This window comes from Sulfitobacter sp. JL08 (assembly GCF_003352045.1).
Taxonomy (GTDB): Bacteria; Pseudomonadota; Alphaproteobacteria; order Rhodobacterales; family Rhodobacteraceae; genus JL08.
This window is the reverse complement of the sequence record NZ_CP025815.1, coordinates 457401-471134: the sequence shown is the minus strand read 5'-3', so window position 1 is coordinate 471134 and position 13734 is coordinate 457401. Positions and strand designations below refer to the sequence as shown.

General features: G+C 57.0%; 24 protein-coding genes. 2 read left to right on the top strand and 22 right to left on the bottom strand.

What is annotated here, in order from left to right:
* Positions 1–79: 79 nt before the first annotated feature.
* From C1J05_RS02445 to rpmC, 17 genes are all read right to left on the bottom strand, one after another.
* A complete protein-coding gene (locus C1J05_RS02445) occupies positions 80–1096 on the bottom strand; it encodes a DNA-directed RNA polymerase subunit alpha (protein ID WP_114872061.1) in 1017 nt (338 codons plus the stop codon).
* A 112-nt stretch (positions 1097–1208) separates the two neighbouring features.
* Complete coding sequence (gene rpsK / locus C1J05_RS02440; protein ID WP_114868873.1) at positions 1209–1598, bottom strand: 30S ribosomal protein S11; 390 nt, start codon at positions 1596–1598, stop codon at positions 1209–1211.
* A gap of 15 nt (positions 1599–1613) precedes the next feature.
* Complete coding sequence (gene rpsM / locus C1J05_RS02435) at positions 1614–1982, bottom strand: 30S ribosomal protein S13 (protein WP_114868872.1); 369 nt, start codon at positions 1980–1982, stop codon at positions 1614–1616.
* A gap of 218 nt (positions 1983–2200) precedes the next feature.
* Positions 2201–2845 carry an adenylate kinase gene (locus tag C1J05_RS02430; protein ID WP_114868871.1) on the bottom strand — a complete coding sequence of 215 codons (645 nt, stop codon included), beginning with the start codon at positions 2843–2845 and terminating at the stop codon, positions 2201–2203.
* Positions 2842–4203, bottom strand: coding sequence for a preprotein translocase subunit SecY (secY, locus tag C1J05_RS02425; RefSeq protein WP_114872060.1), 1362 nt, complete (start codon positions 4201–4203; stop codon positions 2842–2844). The genes C1J05_RS02430 and secY overlap by 4 nt, the downstream gene beginning before the upstream one ends.
* Positions 4204–4312: 109 nt before the next feature.
* Positions 4313–4786 (bottom strand): 50S ribosomal protein L15, encoded by a 474-nt coding sequence (gene rplO / locus C1J05_RS02420; protein ID WP_114868870.1) that lies wholly within the window; start codon positions 4784–4786, stop codon positions 4313–4315.
* A 382-nt stretch (positions 4787–5168) separates the two neighbouring features.
* A complete protein-coding gene (gene rpmD / locus C1J05_RS02415) occupies positions 5169–5357 on the bottom strand; it encodes a 50S ribosomal protein L30 (RefSeq protein ID WP_086053265.1) in 189 nt (62 codons plus the stop codon).
* Positions 5358–5359: 2 nt separating this feature from the next.
* A complete protein-coding gene (rpsE, locus tag C1J05_RS02410) occupies positions 5360–5941 on the bottom strand; it encodes a 30S ribosomal protein S5 (RefSeq protein ID WP_114868869.1) in 582 nt (193 codons plus the stop codon).
* A gap of 112 nt (positions 5942–6053) precedes the next feature.
* The gene (gene rplR / locus C1J05_RS02405; RefSeq protein ID WP_114868868.1) at positions 6054–6413 is read right to left on the bottom strand and encodes a 50S ribosomal protein L18; all 360 of its coding nucleotides are present in this window, start codon (positions 6411–6413) and stop codon (positions 6054–6056) included.
* 11 nt (positions 6414–6424) lie between these two features.
* Positions 6425–6958, bottom strand: coding sequence for a 50S ribosomal protein L6 (gene rplF, locus C1J05_RS02400; RefSeq protein WP_114868867.1), 534 nt, complete (start codon positions 6956–6958; stop codon positions 6425–6427).
* A 10-nt stretch (positions 6959–6968) separates the two neighbouring features.
* A complete protein-coding gene (gene rpsH / locus C1J05_RS02395; protein WP_114868866.1) occupies positions 6969–7361 on the bottom strand; it encodes a 30S ribosomal protein S8 in 393 nt (130 codons plus the stop codon).
* A gap of 12 nt (positions 7362–7373) precedes the next feature.
* Positions 7374–7679 carry a 30S ribosomal protein S14 gene (rpsN, locus tag C1J05_RS02390; RefSeq protein WP_114868865.1) on the bottom strand — a complete coding sequence of 102 codons (306 nt, stop codon included), beginning with the start codon at positions 7677–7679 and terminating at the stop codon, positions 7374–7376.
* Between the two features lie 18 nt (positions 7680–7697).
* Positions 7698–8261: a 50S ribosomal protein L5 gene (gene rplE / locus C1J05_RS02385; protein WP_114868864.1), complete on the bottom strand. Its 564-nt coding sequence runs from the start codon at positions 8259–8261 to the stop codon at positions 7698–7700.
* The gene (rplX, locus tag C1J05_RS02380) at positions 8254–8565 is read right to left on the bottom strand and encodes a 50S ribosomal protein L24 (RefSeq protein ID WP_114868863.1); all 312 of its coding nucleotides are present in this window, start codon (positions 8563–8565) and stop codon (positions 8254–8256) included. Before rplX ends, rplE begins: the two co-directional genes overlap by 8 nt.
* Positions 8565–8933, bottom strand: coding sequence for a 50S ribosomal protein L14 (rplN, locus tag C1J05_RS02375; RefSeq protein ID WP_007118848.1), 369 nt, complete (start codon positions 8931–8933; stop codon positions 8565–8567). The genes rplX and rplN overlap by 1 nt, the downstream gene beginning before the upstream one ends.
* A 71-nt stretch (positions 8934–9004) precedes the next feature.
* Positions 9005–9244 carry a 30S ribosomal protein S17 gene (gene rpsQ, locus C1J05_RS02370; RefSeq protein WP_114868862.1) on the bottom strand — a complete coding sequence of 80 codons (240 nt, stop codon included), beginning with the start codon at positions 9242–9244 and terminating at the stop codon, positions 9005–9007.
* A 14-nt stretch (positions 9245–9258) separates the two neighbouring features.
* The gene (gene rpmC, locus C1J05_RS02365; RefSeq protein ID WP_114872059.1) at positions 9259–9462 is read right to left on the bottom strand and encodes a 50S ribosomal protein L29; all 204 of its coding nucleotides are present in this window, start codon (positions 9460–9462) and stop codon (positions 9259–9261) included.
* Between the two features lie 225 nt (positions 9463–9687).
* On the opposite strand from rpmC, the gene C1J05_RS02360 reads away from it, so the two are divergent.
* Together C1J05_RS02360 and C1J05_RS02355 are read left to right on the top strand one after the other, a co-directional pair.
* A complete protein-coding gene (locus C1J05_RS02360; protein WP_114868861.1) occupies positions 9688–10308 on the top strand; it encodes a TIGR02466 family protein in 621 nt (206 codons plus the stop codon).
* A gap of 39 nt (positions 10309–10347) precedes the next feature.
* A complete protein-coding gene (locus C1J05_RS02355; protein WP_114868860.1) occupies positions 10348–10959 on the top strand; it encodes an NYN domain-containing protein in 612 nt (203 codons plus the stop codon).
* 126 nt (positions 10960–11085) lie between these two features.
* Here the strand turns inward: C1J05_RS02355 and rplP are convergent, their stop codons facing one another.
* The 5 genes from rplP to rplB are packed head-to-tail and all read right to left on the bottom strand — an operon-like array spanning position 11086 to position 13728.
* On the bottom strand, positions 11086–11499 hold the full coding sequence (gene rplP, locus C1J05_RS02350; RefSeq protein WP_114868859.1) for a 50S ribosomal protein L16: 414 nt from the start codon (positions 11497–11499) through the stop codon (positions 11086–11088).
* A 13-nt stretch (positions 11500–11512) separates the two neighbouring features.
* Positions 11513–12220, bottom strand: a complete 708-nt coding sequence (gene rpsC, locus C1J05_RS02345) for a 30S ribosomal protein S3 (protein WP_114868858.1) — start codon at positions 12218–12220, stop codon at positions 11513–11515.
* Entirely contained in the window at positions 12220–12600 is a 381-nt protein-coding gene (rplV, locus tag C1J05_RS02340) for a 50S ribosomal protein L22 (RefSeq protein WP_114868857.1), read from the bottom strand. The genes rpsC and rplV overlap by 1 nt, the downstream gene beginning before the upstream one ends.
* Positions 12601–12603: 3 nt before the next feature.
* Positions 12604–12882 carry a 30S ribosomal protein S19 gene (rpsS, locus tag C1J05_RS02335; protein ID WP_114868856.1) on the bottom strand — a complete coding sequence of 93 codons (279 nt, stop codon included), beginning with the start codon at positions 12880–12882 and terminating at the stop codon, positions 12604–12606.
* Positions 12883–12885: 3 nt separating this feature from the next.
* Positions 12886–13728: a 50S ribosomal protein L2 gene (gene rplB / locus C1J05_RS02330; RefSeq protein ID WP_114868855.1), complete on the bottom strand. Its 843-nt coding sequence runs from the start codon at positions 13726–13728 to the stop codon at positions 12886–12888.
* Positions 13729–13734: the final 6 nt, after the last annotated feature.

Genomic DNA, 13734 nt, shown 5'->3' with positions numbered 1-13734 from the left:
CCATGATGCGTGTCACAGGCTCTGTTGGGGCGGAATTGCCCGGTTTTCCCCGCCAGCGCGGGCATTGACGAAGACGCGTTTAAAACGCGTCTTCGAATTTCTTGGCCAGATCCTCGATATTGTCGGGTGGCCAGTCTTCGACGTCCATGCCCAGATGCAGGCCCATGCCTGACAGCACTTCCTTGATCTCGTTCAAGGATTTGCGGCCAAAGTTCGGGGTGCGCAGCATTTCGGCTTCGGTTTTCTGGATCAGATCGCCGATGTAAACGATGTTGTCGTTCTTGAGGCAGTTTGCCGAACGCACAGACAGTTCCAACTCGTCCACTTTCTTGAGCAGCAGCGGGTTGAATTCCAGTCCGTCATCATCATCCTGACGCGACGCGCTTTCTGGTTCGTCGAAGTTGACGAAAATGCCCAGCTGATCCTGCAGGATGCGCGCGGCAAAGGCCACGGCATCATCCGGCGTGATCGACCCATCGGTTTCAACCTTCATGGTCAGCTTGTCATAATCCAGAACCTGACCTTCGCGGGTCGGTTGCACATCATAGCTGACTTTTTTGACCGGCGAATAGATCGCATCAATCGGGATCAGACCGATGGGTGCGTCTTCGGGTTTGTTCTTTTCTGCCGCGACATAGCCTTTGCCGGTATTCACGGTCAGTTCCATGAACACGTCGGCGCCATCGTCCAGGTGGCAGATGACATGATCGCGGTTCAGGATTTCGATGCCGGAACTGTCGGAAATATCACCCGCAGTCACAACACCGGGGCCCTTGGCCGAAATCGAAAGACGCTTTGGCCCTTCAACTTCCATGCGCAGGGACACGCCTTTGAGGTTCAGGATGATGTCGGTCACGTCTTCACGCACACCGGCAACACTTGAAAACTCGTGCAGCACATTGTCAATCTGCACCGATGTGATCGCGGCCCCTTGCAGGGACGACATGAGAACGCGGCGCAACGCGTTGCCCATCGTCAGACCAAAGCCGCGTTCCAGCGGTTCTGCCACAACGGTTGCCTGACGCGCAGGATCGTTGCCGGGTTTGACATCAAGTTGTGTCGGCTTGATCAATTCAGCCCAATTTTTATGGATCATGCGTCCCTCCATTCTTGCCAACATCCCATGTCCAAATAGATGCCAGCGCCCGAGGTTTCAAAATGACAAACTGAGGCCGGGCAAAAGGCGCGGCCTCAGAGCAATAAAGTGCTTAAACGCGGCGGCGTTTCGGCGGGCGGCAACCGTTGTGTGCCATCGGGGTCACATCACGGATTGACGTGATGTTGAACCCGACTGCTGCCAAAGCGCGCAAAGCACTTTCGCGGCCGCCACCGGGGCCTTGCACTTCGACTTCCAGCGTCTTGACGCCGTGATCCTGTGCCTTTTTGCCTGCATCTTCTGCGGCCATCTGGGCGGCATAAGGTGTCGATTTGCGCGACCCCTTGAAACCCATCGTGCCTGCCGACGACCAGGCAATCGCGTTGCCTTGAACGTCCGAGATCAGGATTTTTGTGTTGTTGAAAGAAGAGTTCACATGCGCAACACCTGCTGCGATGTTCTTGCGCTCTTTCTTCTTGGTGCGTGTCTTTTCGCGTGCCATCGGTCCGAGCCTCCCTTATTTCTTCTTGCCGGCAATGGCCTTTGCGGGGCCTTTGCGGGTGCGAGCGTTGGTATGGGTGCGCTGACCGCGAACCGGCAGGTTGCGACGGTGGCGCAGGCCACGGTAGCAGCCAAGGTCCATCAGACGCTTGATGTTCATCTGGGTTTCACGACGCAGATCACCTTCGACGCTGTAGTTCGCATCGATGTGTTCGCGCACGGCCAGAACTTCGGCGTCGGACAATTCGTTGACCCGACGGGCCTGATCAATGCCGACAGCATCGCAGATGGCCTTGGCCGAGGAATTACCGATTCCGGTGATATAGGTAAGGGCGATTGGAACCCGCTTTGCAGTCGGGATGTTTACGCCGGCAATACGTGCCACGTGTCATATTCCTTTTCGTTGCGGGTCCGTAATGCCAGACCCTTTTTTCACAACGTAAGCCCGAAGCGTTTTATGGCATCGGGCGTCAGCTGATCAGGTGATCTTGCCCGTCGGGTGCGACCCTGTAGGCAAATTGATTCTCTTGCGAGATAGCGCGTGTTATGGGCTTTTGCCGTGGGCGTCAAGGCACCTGCCCTGAAAGCGCGGGAAACAGCAAATCAGGCGTCCAGAACCGCCGCGATTTCGCCCCGCACCGCATCAATCGAACCCAGCCCGTCCACTGTCGCCAGCATGTCCTTGGCATAGTAATAGCCGATCAGGGGCGAAGTTTGCTTGTAATATTCCATCAGGCGGGTTTTCAGGCTGTCTTCGTTGTCATCCGCACGGCGTTTGAACTCGGTGCCGCCGCAATTGGTGCATTTGCCATCCGCCGGAACCGGCTTGGTGTTGTCATTGTAAACCTCGCCGCACATGGCGCAGGTTGAACGGGCGGTGATGCGCGCGACAAGGGCTTCGTCATCCACCCGCATCTCGATCACCTTGTCCAGCGCTTCACCCTGTGCCGCCAGCAAATTGCCCAGTGCGTCAGCCTGTGCCAGCGTGCGCGGGAAACCATCAAAGATAAAACCGTTGGCCTTAACCGTTTCCAGCTTTTCGCGGATCAGGCCAATCACGATCTCGTCGGTGACAAGCGCGCCGCGCTCCATCACATCGGCGACGATCTTGCCCATTTCGGAGCCGCTGTCCTTGGCTTCGCGTAGCATGTCGCCGGTGCTAAGCTGCACCATGCCGCGTTGTTCGACCAGATGACGTGCCTGCGTGCCCTTGCCCGCACCCGGTGGCCCCAGAAGAATGATATTCATCGGCGCGCCAGTGTGCGTTTACCACGCTTTTTCGATTTGCCACGCAGTTGCGATTTTTCGATCAGACCTTCGTATTGATGCGCCAGCAGATGGCTTTGGACCTGCTGGATCGTATCCATGGTCACCGACACAACAATCAGAACCGATGTTCCGCCAAAGTAGAACGGAATGGCGAATTGTCCGCGCAGGATTTCGGGCAACAGGCAGACCGCGGCCAGATAGGCAGACCCCAGCACCAAGACACGGTTGACGACGTATTCCAGGTAATCGGCGGTTTTTCTGCCGGGACGGATGCCCGGGATGAACCCGTTCTGGTTCTTCAGGTTGTCGGCCACATCGTCCACCTTGAACGATACGTTGAACGTGTAGAAATAGGCAAAGAACACGATCATCGCGACAAAGAACAACAGATATAGAGGCTGACCCGGCCCGAAATAGGCCAGAATGGTCGACATGATCGGGCCCGTCGAATTGCCCGAAAACGTGCTGATCGTGATCGGCAGCAACAGCAGTGAGCTGGCGAAGATCGCCGGAATAACACCCGACGGGTTGACCTTGACCGGCAGGTGGCTTGATCCGCCATCATACATTTTCATACCCACCTGACGGCGCGGATACTGAATGTGGATCTTGCGCAGGGCGCGTTCCATGAACACCACGAACGCAATGGTGGCCACCACCATCACAATCACACCCACAATCACCGCGGGGCTGATCGCGCCCGAACGGCCGCTGGCAAAGAACTGCGCCATGGCGGCAGGCACTTCGGCAATGATGCCGACAAAGATGATCAGCGAAATACCGTTGCCTATGCCGCGCGCGGTGATCTGTTCACCCAGCCACATCAGGAACATGGTGCCGCCGACCAATGTGATCATGCAGGAAATGCGGAAATAGAGGCCCGGATCGGTTGCCAGATCGCCCGCTTCAAGGCTGACGGCAAGCCCGTAGGATTGCACCGTGGCCAGCAAAACCGTGCCGTAGCGCGTATACTGGTTGATTTTCTTGCGGCCCTGTTCGCCTTCTTTTTTCAGCTGTTCCAGCGATGGCACCATCGACGTCAGAAGCTGAACGATGATCGAGGCCGAGATATAGGGCATGATACCAAGGGCAAAGATCCCCATCCGCCCCAGCGCGCCGCCGGTGAACATCGACACCATGCCGCCGATGCCCTGCCCCGCCTGTTCCATGAATTCACGCAAGGCCGCACCGTCGATGCCCGGAACCGGGATAAACGTGCCCAGCCGGTAGACGATCAGAAGACCCAGGGTGAACAGGATGCGGTTGCGCAGATCGGTGGCTTTGCCAAGGGCCGACCAGCTTGTGTTGGCGGCCATTTGTTCAGCTGCTGATACCATGAGGCGTTTGTCCTTAATGACAACGCCGCCAAGACCGTTTCCCGGCATCGGCGGCGTTTGGAAAACCTTGGTTGTGTATGTAAGCGGCGAATACGCCGCTCACAACCCGTTACTCTGCCGCAGACGCAGTTGTGACCGTCAGAGCACCACCGGCCTTGGCCACCGCATCAATCGCGGATTTGGATGCGCCGGTGACTTCCAGTGTCACCTTGGACGTCACATCGCCCTTGGCCAGAACGCGGATACCGTCCAGCTTGCGACGGACCAGACCGCTTTCGATCAGTACGTCTTCGGTGATCGGCTTTTTCGAGTCGATCTTTTTCGCGTCTATGAATTTCTGGATCAGGCCCAGATTGACAACGGCAAAGCTTTTGCGGTTCGGCTTGTTAAAGCCGCGCTTTGGCAGGCGTTGGTACAGCGGCATCTGGCCGCCTTCGTAGCCACCGATGGCCACACCCGAACGGGATTTCTGACCCTTGACACCACGGCCACCGGTTTTACCCGTACCCGAGCCGGGACCACGGCCAATGCGCTTGCGCTTTTTGGTGGCGCCATCGTTGTCGGAAAGTTCATGCAGTTTCATTGTCGCTTCTCCTTTGCCGGAAATGTCCCCCAGCGACGGGAGCGGACAAACGCGGCGTTTCAGATATGATTCTTGCAGACGCAAGCGCCCACCGCGTGCGTATAGACGAGCGGTGTTGGGGGATCAAGGGCGGTGTTGGGGTGGGTGTAACAAAGGGCTGCGTGGGGCGGGCTTAGGAAGGGCCAGTGTGATTGTCCCACGCCAAAGGTTTGCCGAAAGGTGGAAAGGCTTTCGGCGGGTAATCGCGATTGAGAGGGGTTTTAAGCGGGTTGCGTTAAGACAGGGTGACACAACCGCGCGCGCGGCCACCAAAACGCACAACGCCCCGCAAATCCTTGCGGGGCGCTGGTAATGTCACGAACGCGGGTCTGCCCCGCGGTCTTTATCCACGCTCTTCGATGATCTCGACCAGGTGGGGGATGCTGTTGACCATGCCGCGCACGGAAGGGGTGTCTTCCAGTTCGCGGGTCTTGTGCATCTTGTTCAGGCCCAGACCAACCAGCGTGGCACGCTGTTTTGCGGGGCGGCGGATCGGCGAACCGACCTGTTTTACAACGATTGTCTTAGCCATGATCAAGCCTCCTCGGCCACTTGGGCGGACGCCTCGGGGGCGTCATCGCGCTTGGGCAGAATGTCAGACACTTTCTTGCCGCGGCGTTGCGCGACGGAACGGGGCGATGCCTCTTTCAACAGACCGTCCATGGTGGCGCGGATCATGTTGTAAGGGTTCTGCGAGCCGATGGACTTGGACACAACGTCTTTGACGCCCAGCATTTCGAAAACGGCACGCATCGGACCACCGGCAATAATTCCGGTACCTTCCGGCGCGGTCCGCATCACCACTTTACCGGCGCCGTGACGGCCTTCCATGTCGTGGTGCAGGGTGCGGCCTTCGCGCAGCTGCACGCGGATCATCTGGCGCTTGGCCTGCTCGGTGGCTTTGCGAATGGCCTCTGGGACCTCTTTCGCCTTGCCTTTGCCGAAACCGACGCGGCCCTTCTGATCGCCCACAACCACCAAAGCCGCAAAGCCGAAGCGCTTGCCACCTTTTACGGTTTTGGACACACGGTTGATCGCCACAAGGCGGTCGGCGAATTCCGGGGTTTCGTCGCGTTGGTTGCGGCGGTTGCCCCCACGGTTGTCATCTCTTGCCATAAGGCATCATCCTTTCGGTGCGGCGCGTCAGCGCCCTGATTTGGTCAATCCAGGTGGGTGCTGAACACCCCCGGATCATCGAGGCGGCCCACAAAAGGCCGCCTGCGCTGTCTTAGATTTTCAGACCGCCTTCGCGGGCTGCTTCGGCCAAAGCCTTGACCTTGCCGTGGAACAGGAAACCGCCACGGTCAAAATATGCTTCTTCCACACCGGCCTTTTTCGCACGTTTCGCGATTTCAGCACCGACCTTGGCGGCCGCTTCGATGTTGTTCTTGCCGACAACGCCCAGTGTTTTTTCAAGCGACGAGGCAGAGGCCAGAGTGACCCCGTTCACGTCGTCGATCAGCTGGACGCTGATGTTCTTGTTGCTGCGGTGGACCGAAAGACGCGGACGTCCTGCGTTCACTTTGCGAAGTTTGTTCCGAACGCGCAGGCGGCGCTTCAAGAACAGTTGTCTTTTGCTGTTTGCCATTTGTCCGTTCCTTACTTCTTCTTGCCTTCCTTGCGGAAGATAAACTCGCCCTTGTAGCGAATGCCTTTGCCTTTGTAGGGCTCGGGCTTGCGCCACGCGCGGATGTTGGCCGCGACCTGTCCGACGAGTTGCTCATCAATGCCTTCAACCACAATCTCGGTCTGCTTGGGCGCGGTGACTGTAACGCCGGCAGGCGGCACATAATCCACGTCATGGGACAGACCCAGGTTGAGTTTCAGGGTGTTGCCGGTCATCGCGGCACGATAACCAACACCCTGGATTTCCAGCTCTTTCTTGAAGCCTGTGGTCACGCCTGTCACCAGGTTGGCAACCATTGTGCGGCTCATGCCCCATTGCTGGCGGGCGCGCTTGGACGAGCCACGCGGCATAACCGAAACCGAGTTGTCCTCGATCGAGATGGTTACATCGTCGGTGGCGCGGAAGCTGCGCGTGCCTTTGGGGCCTTTGACTTCGATCGTCTGACCCGACATTGACGCTGTTACGCCAGAGGGCAGATTAACCGCTTTTTTACCGATACGAGACATCTTGCCCTCCTTAGAATACGGTGCAGAGCACTTCGCCGCCAACGTTGGCGCTGCGTGCTGCGGCATCCGACATCACACCTTTGGGGGTGGAGACAATCGACACACCAAGGCCCTGACGGACCGACGGGATGTCCTTGACGCCCATGTAAACGCGACGACCGGGTTTTGAGACCCGCTTCAGTTCGCGAATGACAGGAGTGCCTTCGTAATATTTCAGGCTGATTTCGAGGGCCGGATGACCATCGGAACCAGTGACTTTTTCGTAGCCACGGATATAGCCTTCGTCCGCCAGCACATCCAACACCCAAGCGCGCAGTTTGGACGCCGGTGTGATCACCGTCGATTTGCCGCGCATTTGGCTGTTGCGGATGCGGGTGAGCATATCTGCGATAGGATCGTTCATACTATCTCTCCCTTACCAGCTGGATTTGACCATACCGGGGATCTGGCCGCTTGAGCCAAGGTCCCGCAGTGCGATCCGTGAAATTTTAAGCTTACGATAGTAAGCATGCGGACGACCTGTCAGCTGGCACCGGTTGTGCAAGCGTGTTGCCGAGCTGTTGCGCGGCAGTTTGGCCAGCTTCAGGCGCGCTTTGAAACGCTCTTCCATCGGCTTGCTCTGGTCATTTGCGATCGCTTTCAGCTCGGCCCGTTTGGCGGCATATTGCTCGACCAGCTTGGCGCGCTTCTTTTCGCGTTCGATCATTGATTTTTTAGCCATTACTCTCTCTCCCCGCGCTTAGCTGTTGAACGGCATGTTGAAATGCTTCAACAGCGCCTTGGCTTCAGCGTCGGTAGGTGCAGTGGTGACCATGATAATATCCATGCCCCACACTTCATCGACCTTGTCATATTCGATTTCCGGAAACACGATGTGCTCTTTCAGGCCCATCGCATAGTTGCCGCGACCATCAAAGCTTTTGCCCGAAACGCCGCGAAAGTCGCGGATACGGGGCATTGCAATGGTGATCAGGCGATCCAGAAATTCATACATACGATCGCCACGCAGGGTTACTTTGGCCCCCAGCGGCATTTCTTCACGGACGCGGAAACCGGCAATGGATTTCTTGGCCGTTGTCGTCAGGGCCTTCTGGCCTGCGATCGTCGACAGATCCTCAACCGCGGATTTTGCTTTCTTGCTGTCACGGACAGCTTCTGCACCGCAGCCGATGTTCAGAACGATTTTATCCAGACGCGGGATCTGCATATCGTTCTTGTAGCCGAACTCTTCCTTCATGGCGGCGCGGATATTTTCCACATAAGCCGCTTTCAGGCGCGGGGTATAGGTTGCCGTATCAAGCATCGATCACGTCCCCCGTGGTTTTGGCAAAGCGCACTTTCTTGTCGCCGTCCGTTTTAAAACCGACGCGCGTGGCTTTGCCTTTGGCGTCCAGCATCGACAGATTGCTCAGGTCGATTGGCATGGGCTTGGGAACGCGGCCGCCCTGATCGGACTGGCTTTGTTTGGTGTGACGGATGGCGACATTCACGCCTTCCACGACAGCTTTGCCGGCTTTGGGGTCAACCGAGGCGATGGTGCCTTGTTTGCCCTTGTCCTTGCCAGCAAGCACGATGACCTTGTCACCTTTGCGGAGTTTGGCAGCCATTACAGCACCTCCGGAGCAAGCGAGATGATTTTCATGAAGTTTTTGGCCCGCAATTCGCGCACGACCGGTCCAAAGATCCGGGTGCCGACAGGTTCGTTATTGTTGTTCAGAATAACGGCTGCGTTGCGGTCAAAGCGGATGGCGGTGCCATCGTCACGGCGAACTTCTTTGGCGGTGCGTACGACAACGGCCTTGCGGACGTCGCCTTTTTTCACGCGACCACGCGGAATGGCTTCCTTGACCGAGACGACGATGATGTCGCCGACGGATGCGTATTTACGCTTGGAACCACCCAGAACCTTGATGCACTGAACACGGCGTGCGCCGCTGTTGTCAGCAACATCCAGGTTGGTCTGCATCTGGATCATTTGGTTTCTCCCGACCTTTGGGGGGCGATGCGTGCCTGATCCCCAGGGTTTCGATTAAGATGTTCGGTGCTTCAGGCCTCGGCGGCTTGCAACACTTCCCAACGTTTGGTTTTCGATCGTGGTGCACATTCGATGATGCGGACGGAATCGCCCACCTTGAATGTGTTGTTCTCATCGTGGGCCCGGTATTTCTTGGACTTGCGGATGGTTTTCTTCAGAACCGGATGCGTGAAACGGCGTTCCACCGATACGGTTACGGTTTGTGCGTTGGCGTCGCTTGTCACGGTGCCGGAAAGAATTCGCTTGGGCATCTGTTCAGGCTCCCTTATTCAGCGGCCGCAGCAGCGGCTTTTTCGTTAAGAATGGTTTTTACACGGGCCACATCACGGCGAACCGTTTTCATGCGGGCTGTGCCTTCCATCTGGCCGGTAGCTTGCTGAAAGCGGAGGTTAAAGCTCTCTTTTTTCAGGTTGACCAGTTCTTCACGAAGCTGGTCCGGCGTTTTTTCACGCAGTTCTTTGGCGTCCATCGCCCTATTCCTTTCAACATCACCAGCAGGCCCCATAAGGGTGACCATGATTCTGGTGGAGTGGGTTCAAAGTGCGCCGTATAGGAGGGTTCGCACTTTGGCGCAACCCCTAAGAGACAAAAGCGGATATACCACCTTTTTCGCGCCTGTGCGACCCGGCGAAATTCCGAAGATTTCCGCCGGTCAGCCCTGTTTCGCGAACGCGTTGTGCGATATGGAAACGGCATGACACAGATCACATCCCTTTTTGTTACCCGCCTTTATCACGCGCGCCTGTCCGATCTTGGCAAACCCCTTGATCCGGACGAGCTGGAAGATTCCTGCTTGTCCATCGCCGAAGACGACACCGCCGGGCAAGACTGGAGCGCGGAAAACGGCTTTCCCGGGTACACCAGCTATGCGTCACTGACCGACCTGCCCTGGCGGTTCCCGATATTCAAAGACCTGAAAAAGGTGCTGGACAAGCATGTGAAATCCTTTGCCAAGGATCTGGAATTTGATCTGGACGGCAAGAAGCTGCAGCTGGAAGATCTTTGGATCAATATCCTGCCGCACGGGGGCATTCACACCTCGCATATCCATCCCCATTCGGTGATCAGCGGCACGACCTATGTCGCGGTGCCCAAAGGGGCAAGCGCGATCAAGTTCGAAGACCCGCGTCTGGCGATGATGATGGCTGCCCCCGCGCGCAAGAAAGACGCACGCGATGAGATGCGCAGCTTTGCCTATGTCGCGCCACAGGTCGGTGACGTTCTGTTATGGGAAAGCTGGCTGCGCCACGAAGTGCCGATGAACATGGCCGAAGATGACCGGATTTCTGTGTCGTTTAATTACGGTTGGGGATAGCGGCCGAAGAAACGTCTTGTCCCTGCCGAGGTAGCAACTTTGAAAATTCCTTTTGTCTTTTTCATCATATCGCTGGCTGTCAGCCTTGTTGCGCTTGCCAAACCCGATCTATCAAACGTGATACTGCTATCCGGACCGTGTGCCCTGGCAAGCCTAGTGCTTTGGTTGCGTGCGTGGCTGAGACCTTCCCAACCTTCTTCTTCAGACAAACAGAACTGTGTCGTGATTGACGGTTCGAACGTGATGCACTGGCGAAAAGGCATTCCAAGTATCGAACCTGTTGTCGAGGCGATCCGGAATCTGGAGGTATCGGGGTATACACCTGGCGTTGTCTTTGATGCCAACGCTGGCCATCTGCTTGCAGGCCGTTATTTGCACGACAACGATTTTGAAAAAATATTAAAACTGCCACGCCACCGGGTGATGGTCGCTCATAAAGGTACATCGGCCGATCCATTGGTCCTCACTGCGGCACGCACCTTGTCCGCGCGTATCGTTTCGAACGACCGGTTCCGCGATTGGATTGCAGCCTACCCGGAAATTTCCGATCCGGGGCATATTATCCGGGGAGGCTATCGTTCGGGCAAAGTCTGGCTGAACCTCGACGCGCCCGACACCGCAGCACAAAGCCAGCCGCAGACCACCGCCTGAGCGCAGAAGCCAACGGGCCGGTGAAAACAAAAGCCCCCACCGGTTTCCCGGAGGGGGCTTTTCTGTTCACCTAGGTGCGGCCCGCAGGTTTTCTAGGAGAACCCGCTACACCGCCCGCGTGAGGATTTACCAATCCTCACGGACCACAATGCGTGTCTTGATCGGCAGTTTCATCGCGGCAAGGCGCAGGGCCTCGCGGGCGACGTCATCGCCGACACCGTCGATTTCGAACATGACACGGCCGGGTTTGACCTTGCAGGCCCAGAAATCGACAGACCCTTTACCCTTACCCATCCGGACTTCGGTGGGTTTGGATGTGACTGGAACATCCGGGAAGATCCGGATCCAGACACGGCCCTGACGTTTCATGTGACGGGTCATCGCGCGGCGGGCCGCTTCGATCTGACGGGCTGTCACACGCTCTGGCTGCGTGGCTTTCAGGCCATAAGTGCCAAAGTTAAGATCGGATCCGCCTTTGGCGAGGCCCTTGATCTTGCCTTTGAATTGCTTACGGAACTTCGTGCGCTTTGGTTGAAGCATTTTCTATTCCCCCTTAGCGACGGCCACCAGCGCCACGGGGCGCAGGACCATCCTGGAGTTCTTGTGCTTTACGGTCACGCGCAGCTGGATCGTGTTCCATGATCTCGCCTTTGAAGATCCAGACCTTGATCCCGATGATGCCATAGGCGGTCATCGCTTCGACGTTTGCGTAATCGATGTCGGCACGCAGGGTGTGCAAAGGCACGCGGCCTTCACGGTACCATTCGGTCCGGGCAATCTCGGCACCGCCCAGGCGGCCCGATACGTTGACCCGGATGCCCAGGGCACCCATACGCATCGCGTTCTGCACGGCACGCTTCATCGCGCGACGGAACGAAACACGACGTTCCAGCTGCTGGGCGATGCTTTCGCCAACCAGCTGTGCGTCCATCTCGGGTTTGCGGACTTCAACAATATTCAGATGCAGTTCGCTGTCAGTCATCTTGGCAATTTTCTTGCGCAGGGTTTCGATGTCTGCGCCTTTCTTGCCGATGATGACACCGGGGCGGGCTGTGTGGATCGTCACGCGGCACTTTTTGTGCGGACGTTCGATGATCACACGGGCCACACCGGCCTGTTTGCATTCTTCGTTGATGAAATCACGGATTGCGAGGTCTTCCAGCAGAAGATCACCGTAATCCTTGGTGTCGGCATACCAGCGGCTGTCCCAGGTGCGGTTGACCTGCAGGCGCATACCAATCGGATTGACTTTGTTACCCATTAGGCTTGCTCCTCAACTTGACGGACTTTGATCGTCAGTTCCGAAAACGGCTTTACGATCTTGCCAAACCGGCCACGGGCACGCGGACGGCCGCGTTTCAGTGTCAGGTTTTTGCCAACATACGCTTCGGCCACAACCAGCTCGTCCACATCCAGGTTATGGTTGTTTTCGGCATTGGCGATTGCGGATTGCAGACATTTCTTGACGTCTTCCGCGATGCGTTTCTTGCTGAACGTGAGGTCCGTCAGGGCCTTGTCCACTTTCTTGCCGCGGATCATGGCCGCTACAAGGTTCAGTTTTTGCGGGGAAGTACGCAGCATACGCAGTTTTGCCATTGCTTCGTTATCTGCCACGCGGCGGGGATTTTTATCCTTGCTCATGGCTTACTTCCGTTTCGCTTTTTTGTCGGCGGCGTGGCCATAATAGGTGCGGGTCGGCGAATATTCACCGAACTTCTGACCAATCATGTCTTCCGTGACGTTAACAGGGATGTGTTTGTGACCGTTGTAGACGCCAAAGGTCAAACCCACGAATTGCGGCAGGATTGTCGAGCGGCGCGACCAGATCTTGATCACTTCGTTGCGGCCGCCTTCGCGGGAGGCTTCGGCTTTTTTGAGGACATAAGAGTCGACAAAAGGCCCTTTCCAGACTGAGCGAGACATATCTTAACGTCCCTTCTTCTTGGCGTGCCGCGAGCGGATGATCAGCTTGCTGGACGCTTTGTTCTTGTTCCGGGTTTTTGCACCCTTTGTCGGCTTGCCCCATGGCGTCACCGGGTGACGACCACCAGAGGTCCGGCCTTCACCACCACCGTGCGGGTGATCGATCGGGTTCATAACCACACCGCGCACAGACGGGCGGATGCCCTTGTGACGCATACGGCCGGCTTTACCGAAGTTCTGGTTGGAATTGTCGGGGTTGCTGACCGCACCAACGGTGGCCATGCATTCCTGACGCACCATGCGCAATTCGCCCGACGACAGGCGGATCTGGGCATAGCCACCATCGCGGCCCACGAACTGGGCATAGGTGCCGGCTGCGCGTGCAATCTGGCCGCCTTTACCGGGCTTCATCTCGATATTGTGGATGATTGTCCCGATCGGCATGCCGGAAAACGGCATCGCGTTGCCCGGTTTGATGTCGGCCTTGGTGGCAGACACAACCTTGTCGCCCACAGCCAGTCGCTGCGGCGCCAGGATATAGGCCTGTTCGCCATCTTCATATTTGATCAGCGCAATGAATGCAGTCCGGTTCGGGTCATATTCGATCCGTTCAACGGTGGCTGCAACATCGACTTTGTTACGTTTGAAATCAACGATCCGGTAAAGGCGTTTCGCCCCGCCGCCCTTGCGGCGCATCGTGATCCGTCCGGTGTTGTTCCGGCCGCCATTCTTTGTCAAACCCTCGGTAAGGGATTTGACAGGACGTCCTTTCCAAAGCTCCGAACGGTCGATCAGCACCAGCGCGCGCTGGCCCGGCGTCGTCGGCTTATACGACTTGAGTGCCATGCTTTC

Bases quoted from the DNA above. Each gene is read 5' to 3' on its own strand.
- C1J05_RS02430 (WP_114868871.1), bottom strand. From the start codon at position 2,845: ATGAATATCATTCTTCTGGGGCCACCGGGTGCGGGCAAGGGCACGCAG.
- rpsN (WP_114868865.1), bottom strand. From the start codon at position 7,679: ATGGCTAAAAAATCAATGATCGAACGCGAAAAGAAGCGCGCCAAGCTG.
- rpsS (WP_114868856.1), bottom strand. From the start codon at position 12,882: ATGTCTCGCTCAGTCTGGAAAGGGCCTTTTGTCGACTCTTATGTCCTC.
- rpsK (WP_114868873.1), bottom strand. From the start codon at position 1,598: ATGGCACGCGAAAAGACACGCACCAAGAAGAAAGAGCGCAAGAACATC.
- rpmD (WP_086053265.1), bottom strand. From the start codon at position 5,357: ATGGCTAAGACAATCGTTGTAAAACAGGTCGGTTCGCCGATCCGCCGC.
- rplR (WP_114868868.1), bottom strand. From the start codon at position 6,413: ATGGCAAACAGCAAAAGACAACTGTTCTTGAAGCGCCGCCTGCGCGTT.
- rpsE (WP_114868869.1), bottom strand. From the start codon at position 5,941: ATGGCAAGAGATGACAACCGTGGGGGCAACCGCCGCAACCAACGCGAC.
- rplO (WP_114868870.1), bottom strand. From the start codon at position 4,786: ATGAAACTGCATGAACTTTCCGACAACGATGGCGCCACCAAAAAGCGC.
- rplB (WP_114868855.1), bottom strand. From the start codon at position 13,728: ATGGCACTCAAGTCGTATAAGCCGACGACGCCGGGCCAGCGCGCGCTG.
- secY (WP_114872060.1), bottom strand. From the start codon at position 4,203: ATGGTATCAGCAGCTGAACAAATGGCCGCCAACACAAGCTGGTCGGCC.
- rpmC (WP_114872059.1), bottom strand. From the start codon at position 9,462: ATGGACGCCAAAGAACTGCGTGAAAAAACGCCGGACCAGCTTCGTGAA.
- rpsC (WP_114868858.1), bottom strand. From the start codon at position 12,220: ATGGGTAACAAAGTCAATCCGATTGGTATGCGCCTGCAGGTCAACCGC.
- rplE (WP_114868864.1), bottom strand. From the start codon at position 8,261: ATGCTTGATACGGCAACCTATACCCCGCGCCTGAAAGCGGCTTATGTG.
- rplX (WP_114868863.1), bottom strand. From the start codon at position 8,565: ATGGCTGCCAAACTCCGCAAAGGTGACAAGGTCATCGTGCTTGCTGGC.
- rplV (WP_114868857.1), bottom strand. From the start codon at position 12,600: ATGAGCAAGGATAAAAATCCCCGCCGCGTGGCAGATAACGAAGCAATG.
- rpsH (WP_114868866.1), bottom strand. From the start codon at position 7,361: ATGAACGATCCTATCGCAGATATGCTCACCCGCATCCGCAACAGCCAA.
- rplP (WP_114868859.1), bottom strand. From the start codon at position 11,499: ATGCTTCAACCAAAGCGCACGAAGTTCCGTAAGCAATTCAAAGGCAAG.
- rplN (WP_007118848.1), bottom strand. From the start codon at position 8,933: ATGATCCAGATGCAGACCAACCTGGATGTTGCTGACAACAGCGGCGCA.
- rplF (WP_114868867.1), bottom strand. From the start codon at position 6,958: ATGTCTCGTATCGGTAAAAAAGCGGTTAATCTGCCCTCTGGCGTAACA.
- C1J05_RS02360 (WP_114868861.1), top strand. From the start codon at position 9,688: ATGACACAGATCACATCCCTTTTTGTTACCCGCCTTTATCACGCGCGC.
- C1J05_RS02445 (WP_114872061.1), bottom strand. From the start codon at position 1,096: ATGATCCATAAAAATTGGGCTGAATTGATCAAGCCGACACAACTTGAT.
- rpsQ (WP_114868862.1), bottom strand. From the start codon at position 9,244: ATGCCCAAGCGAATTCTTTCCGGCACCGTGACAAGCGACGCCAACGCA.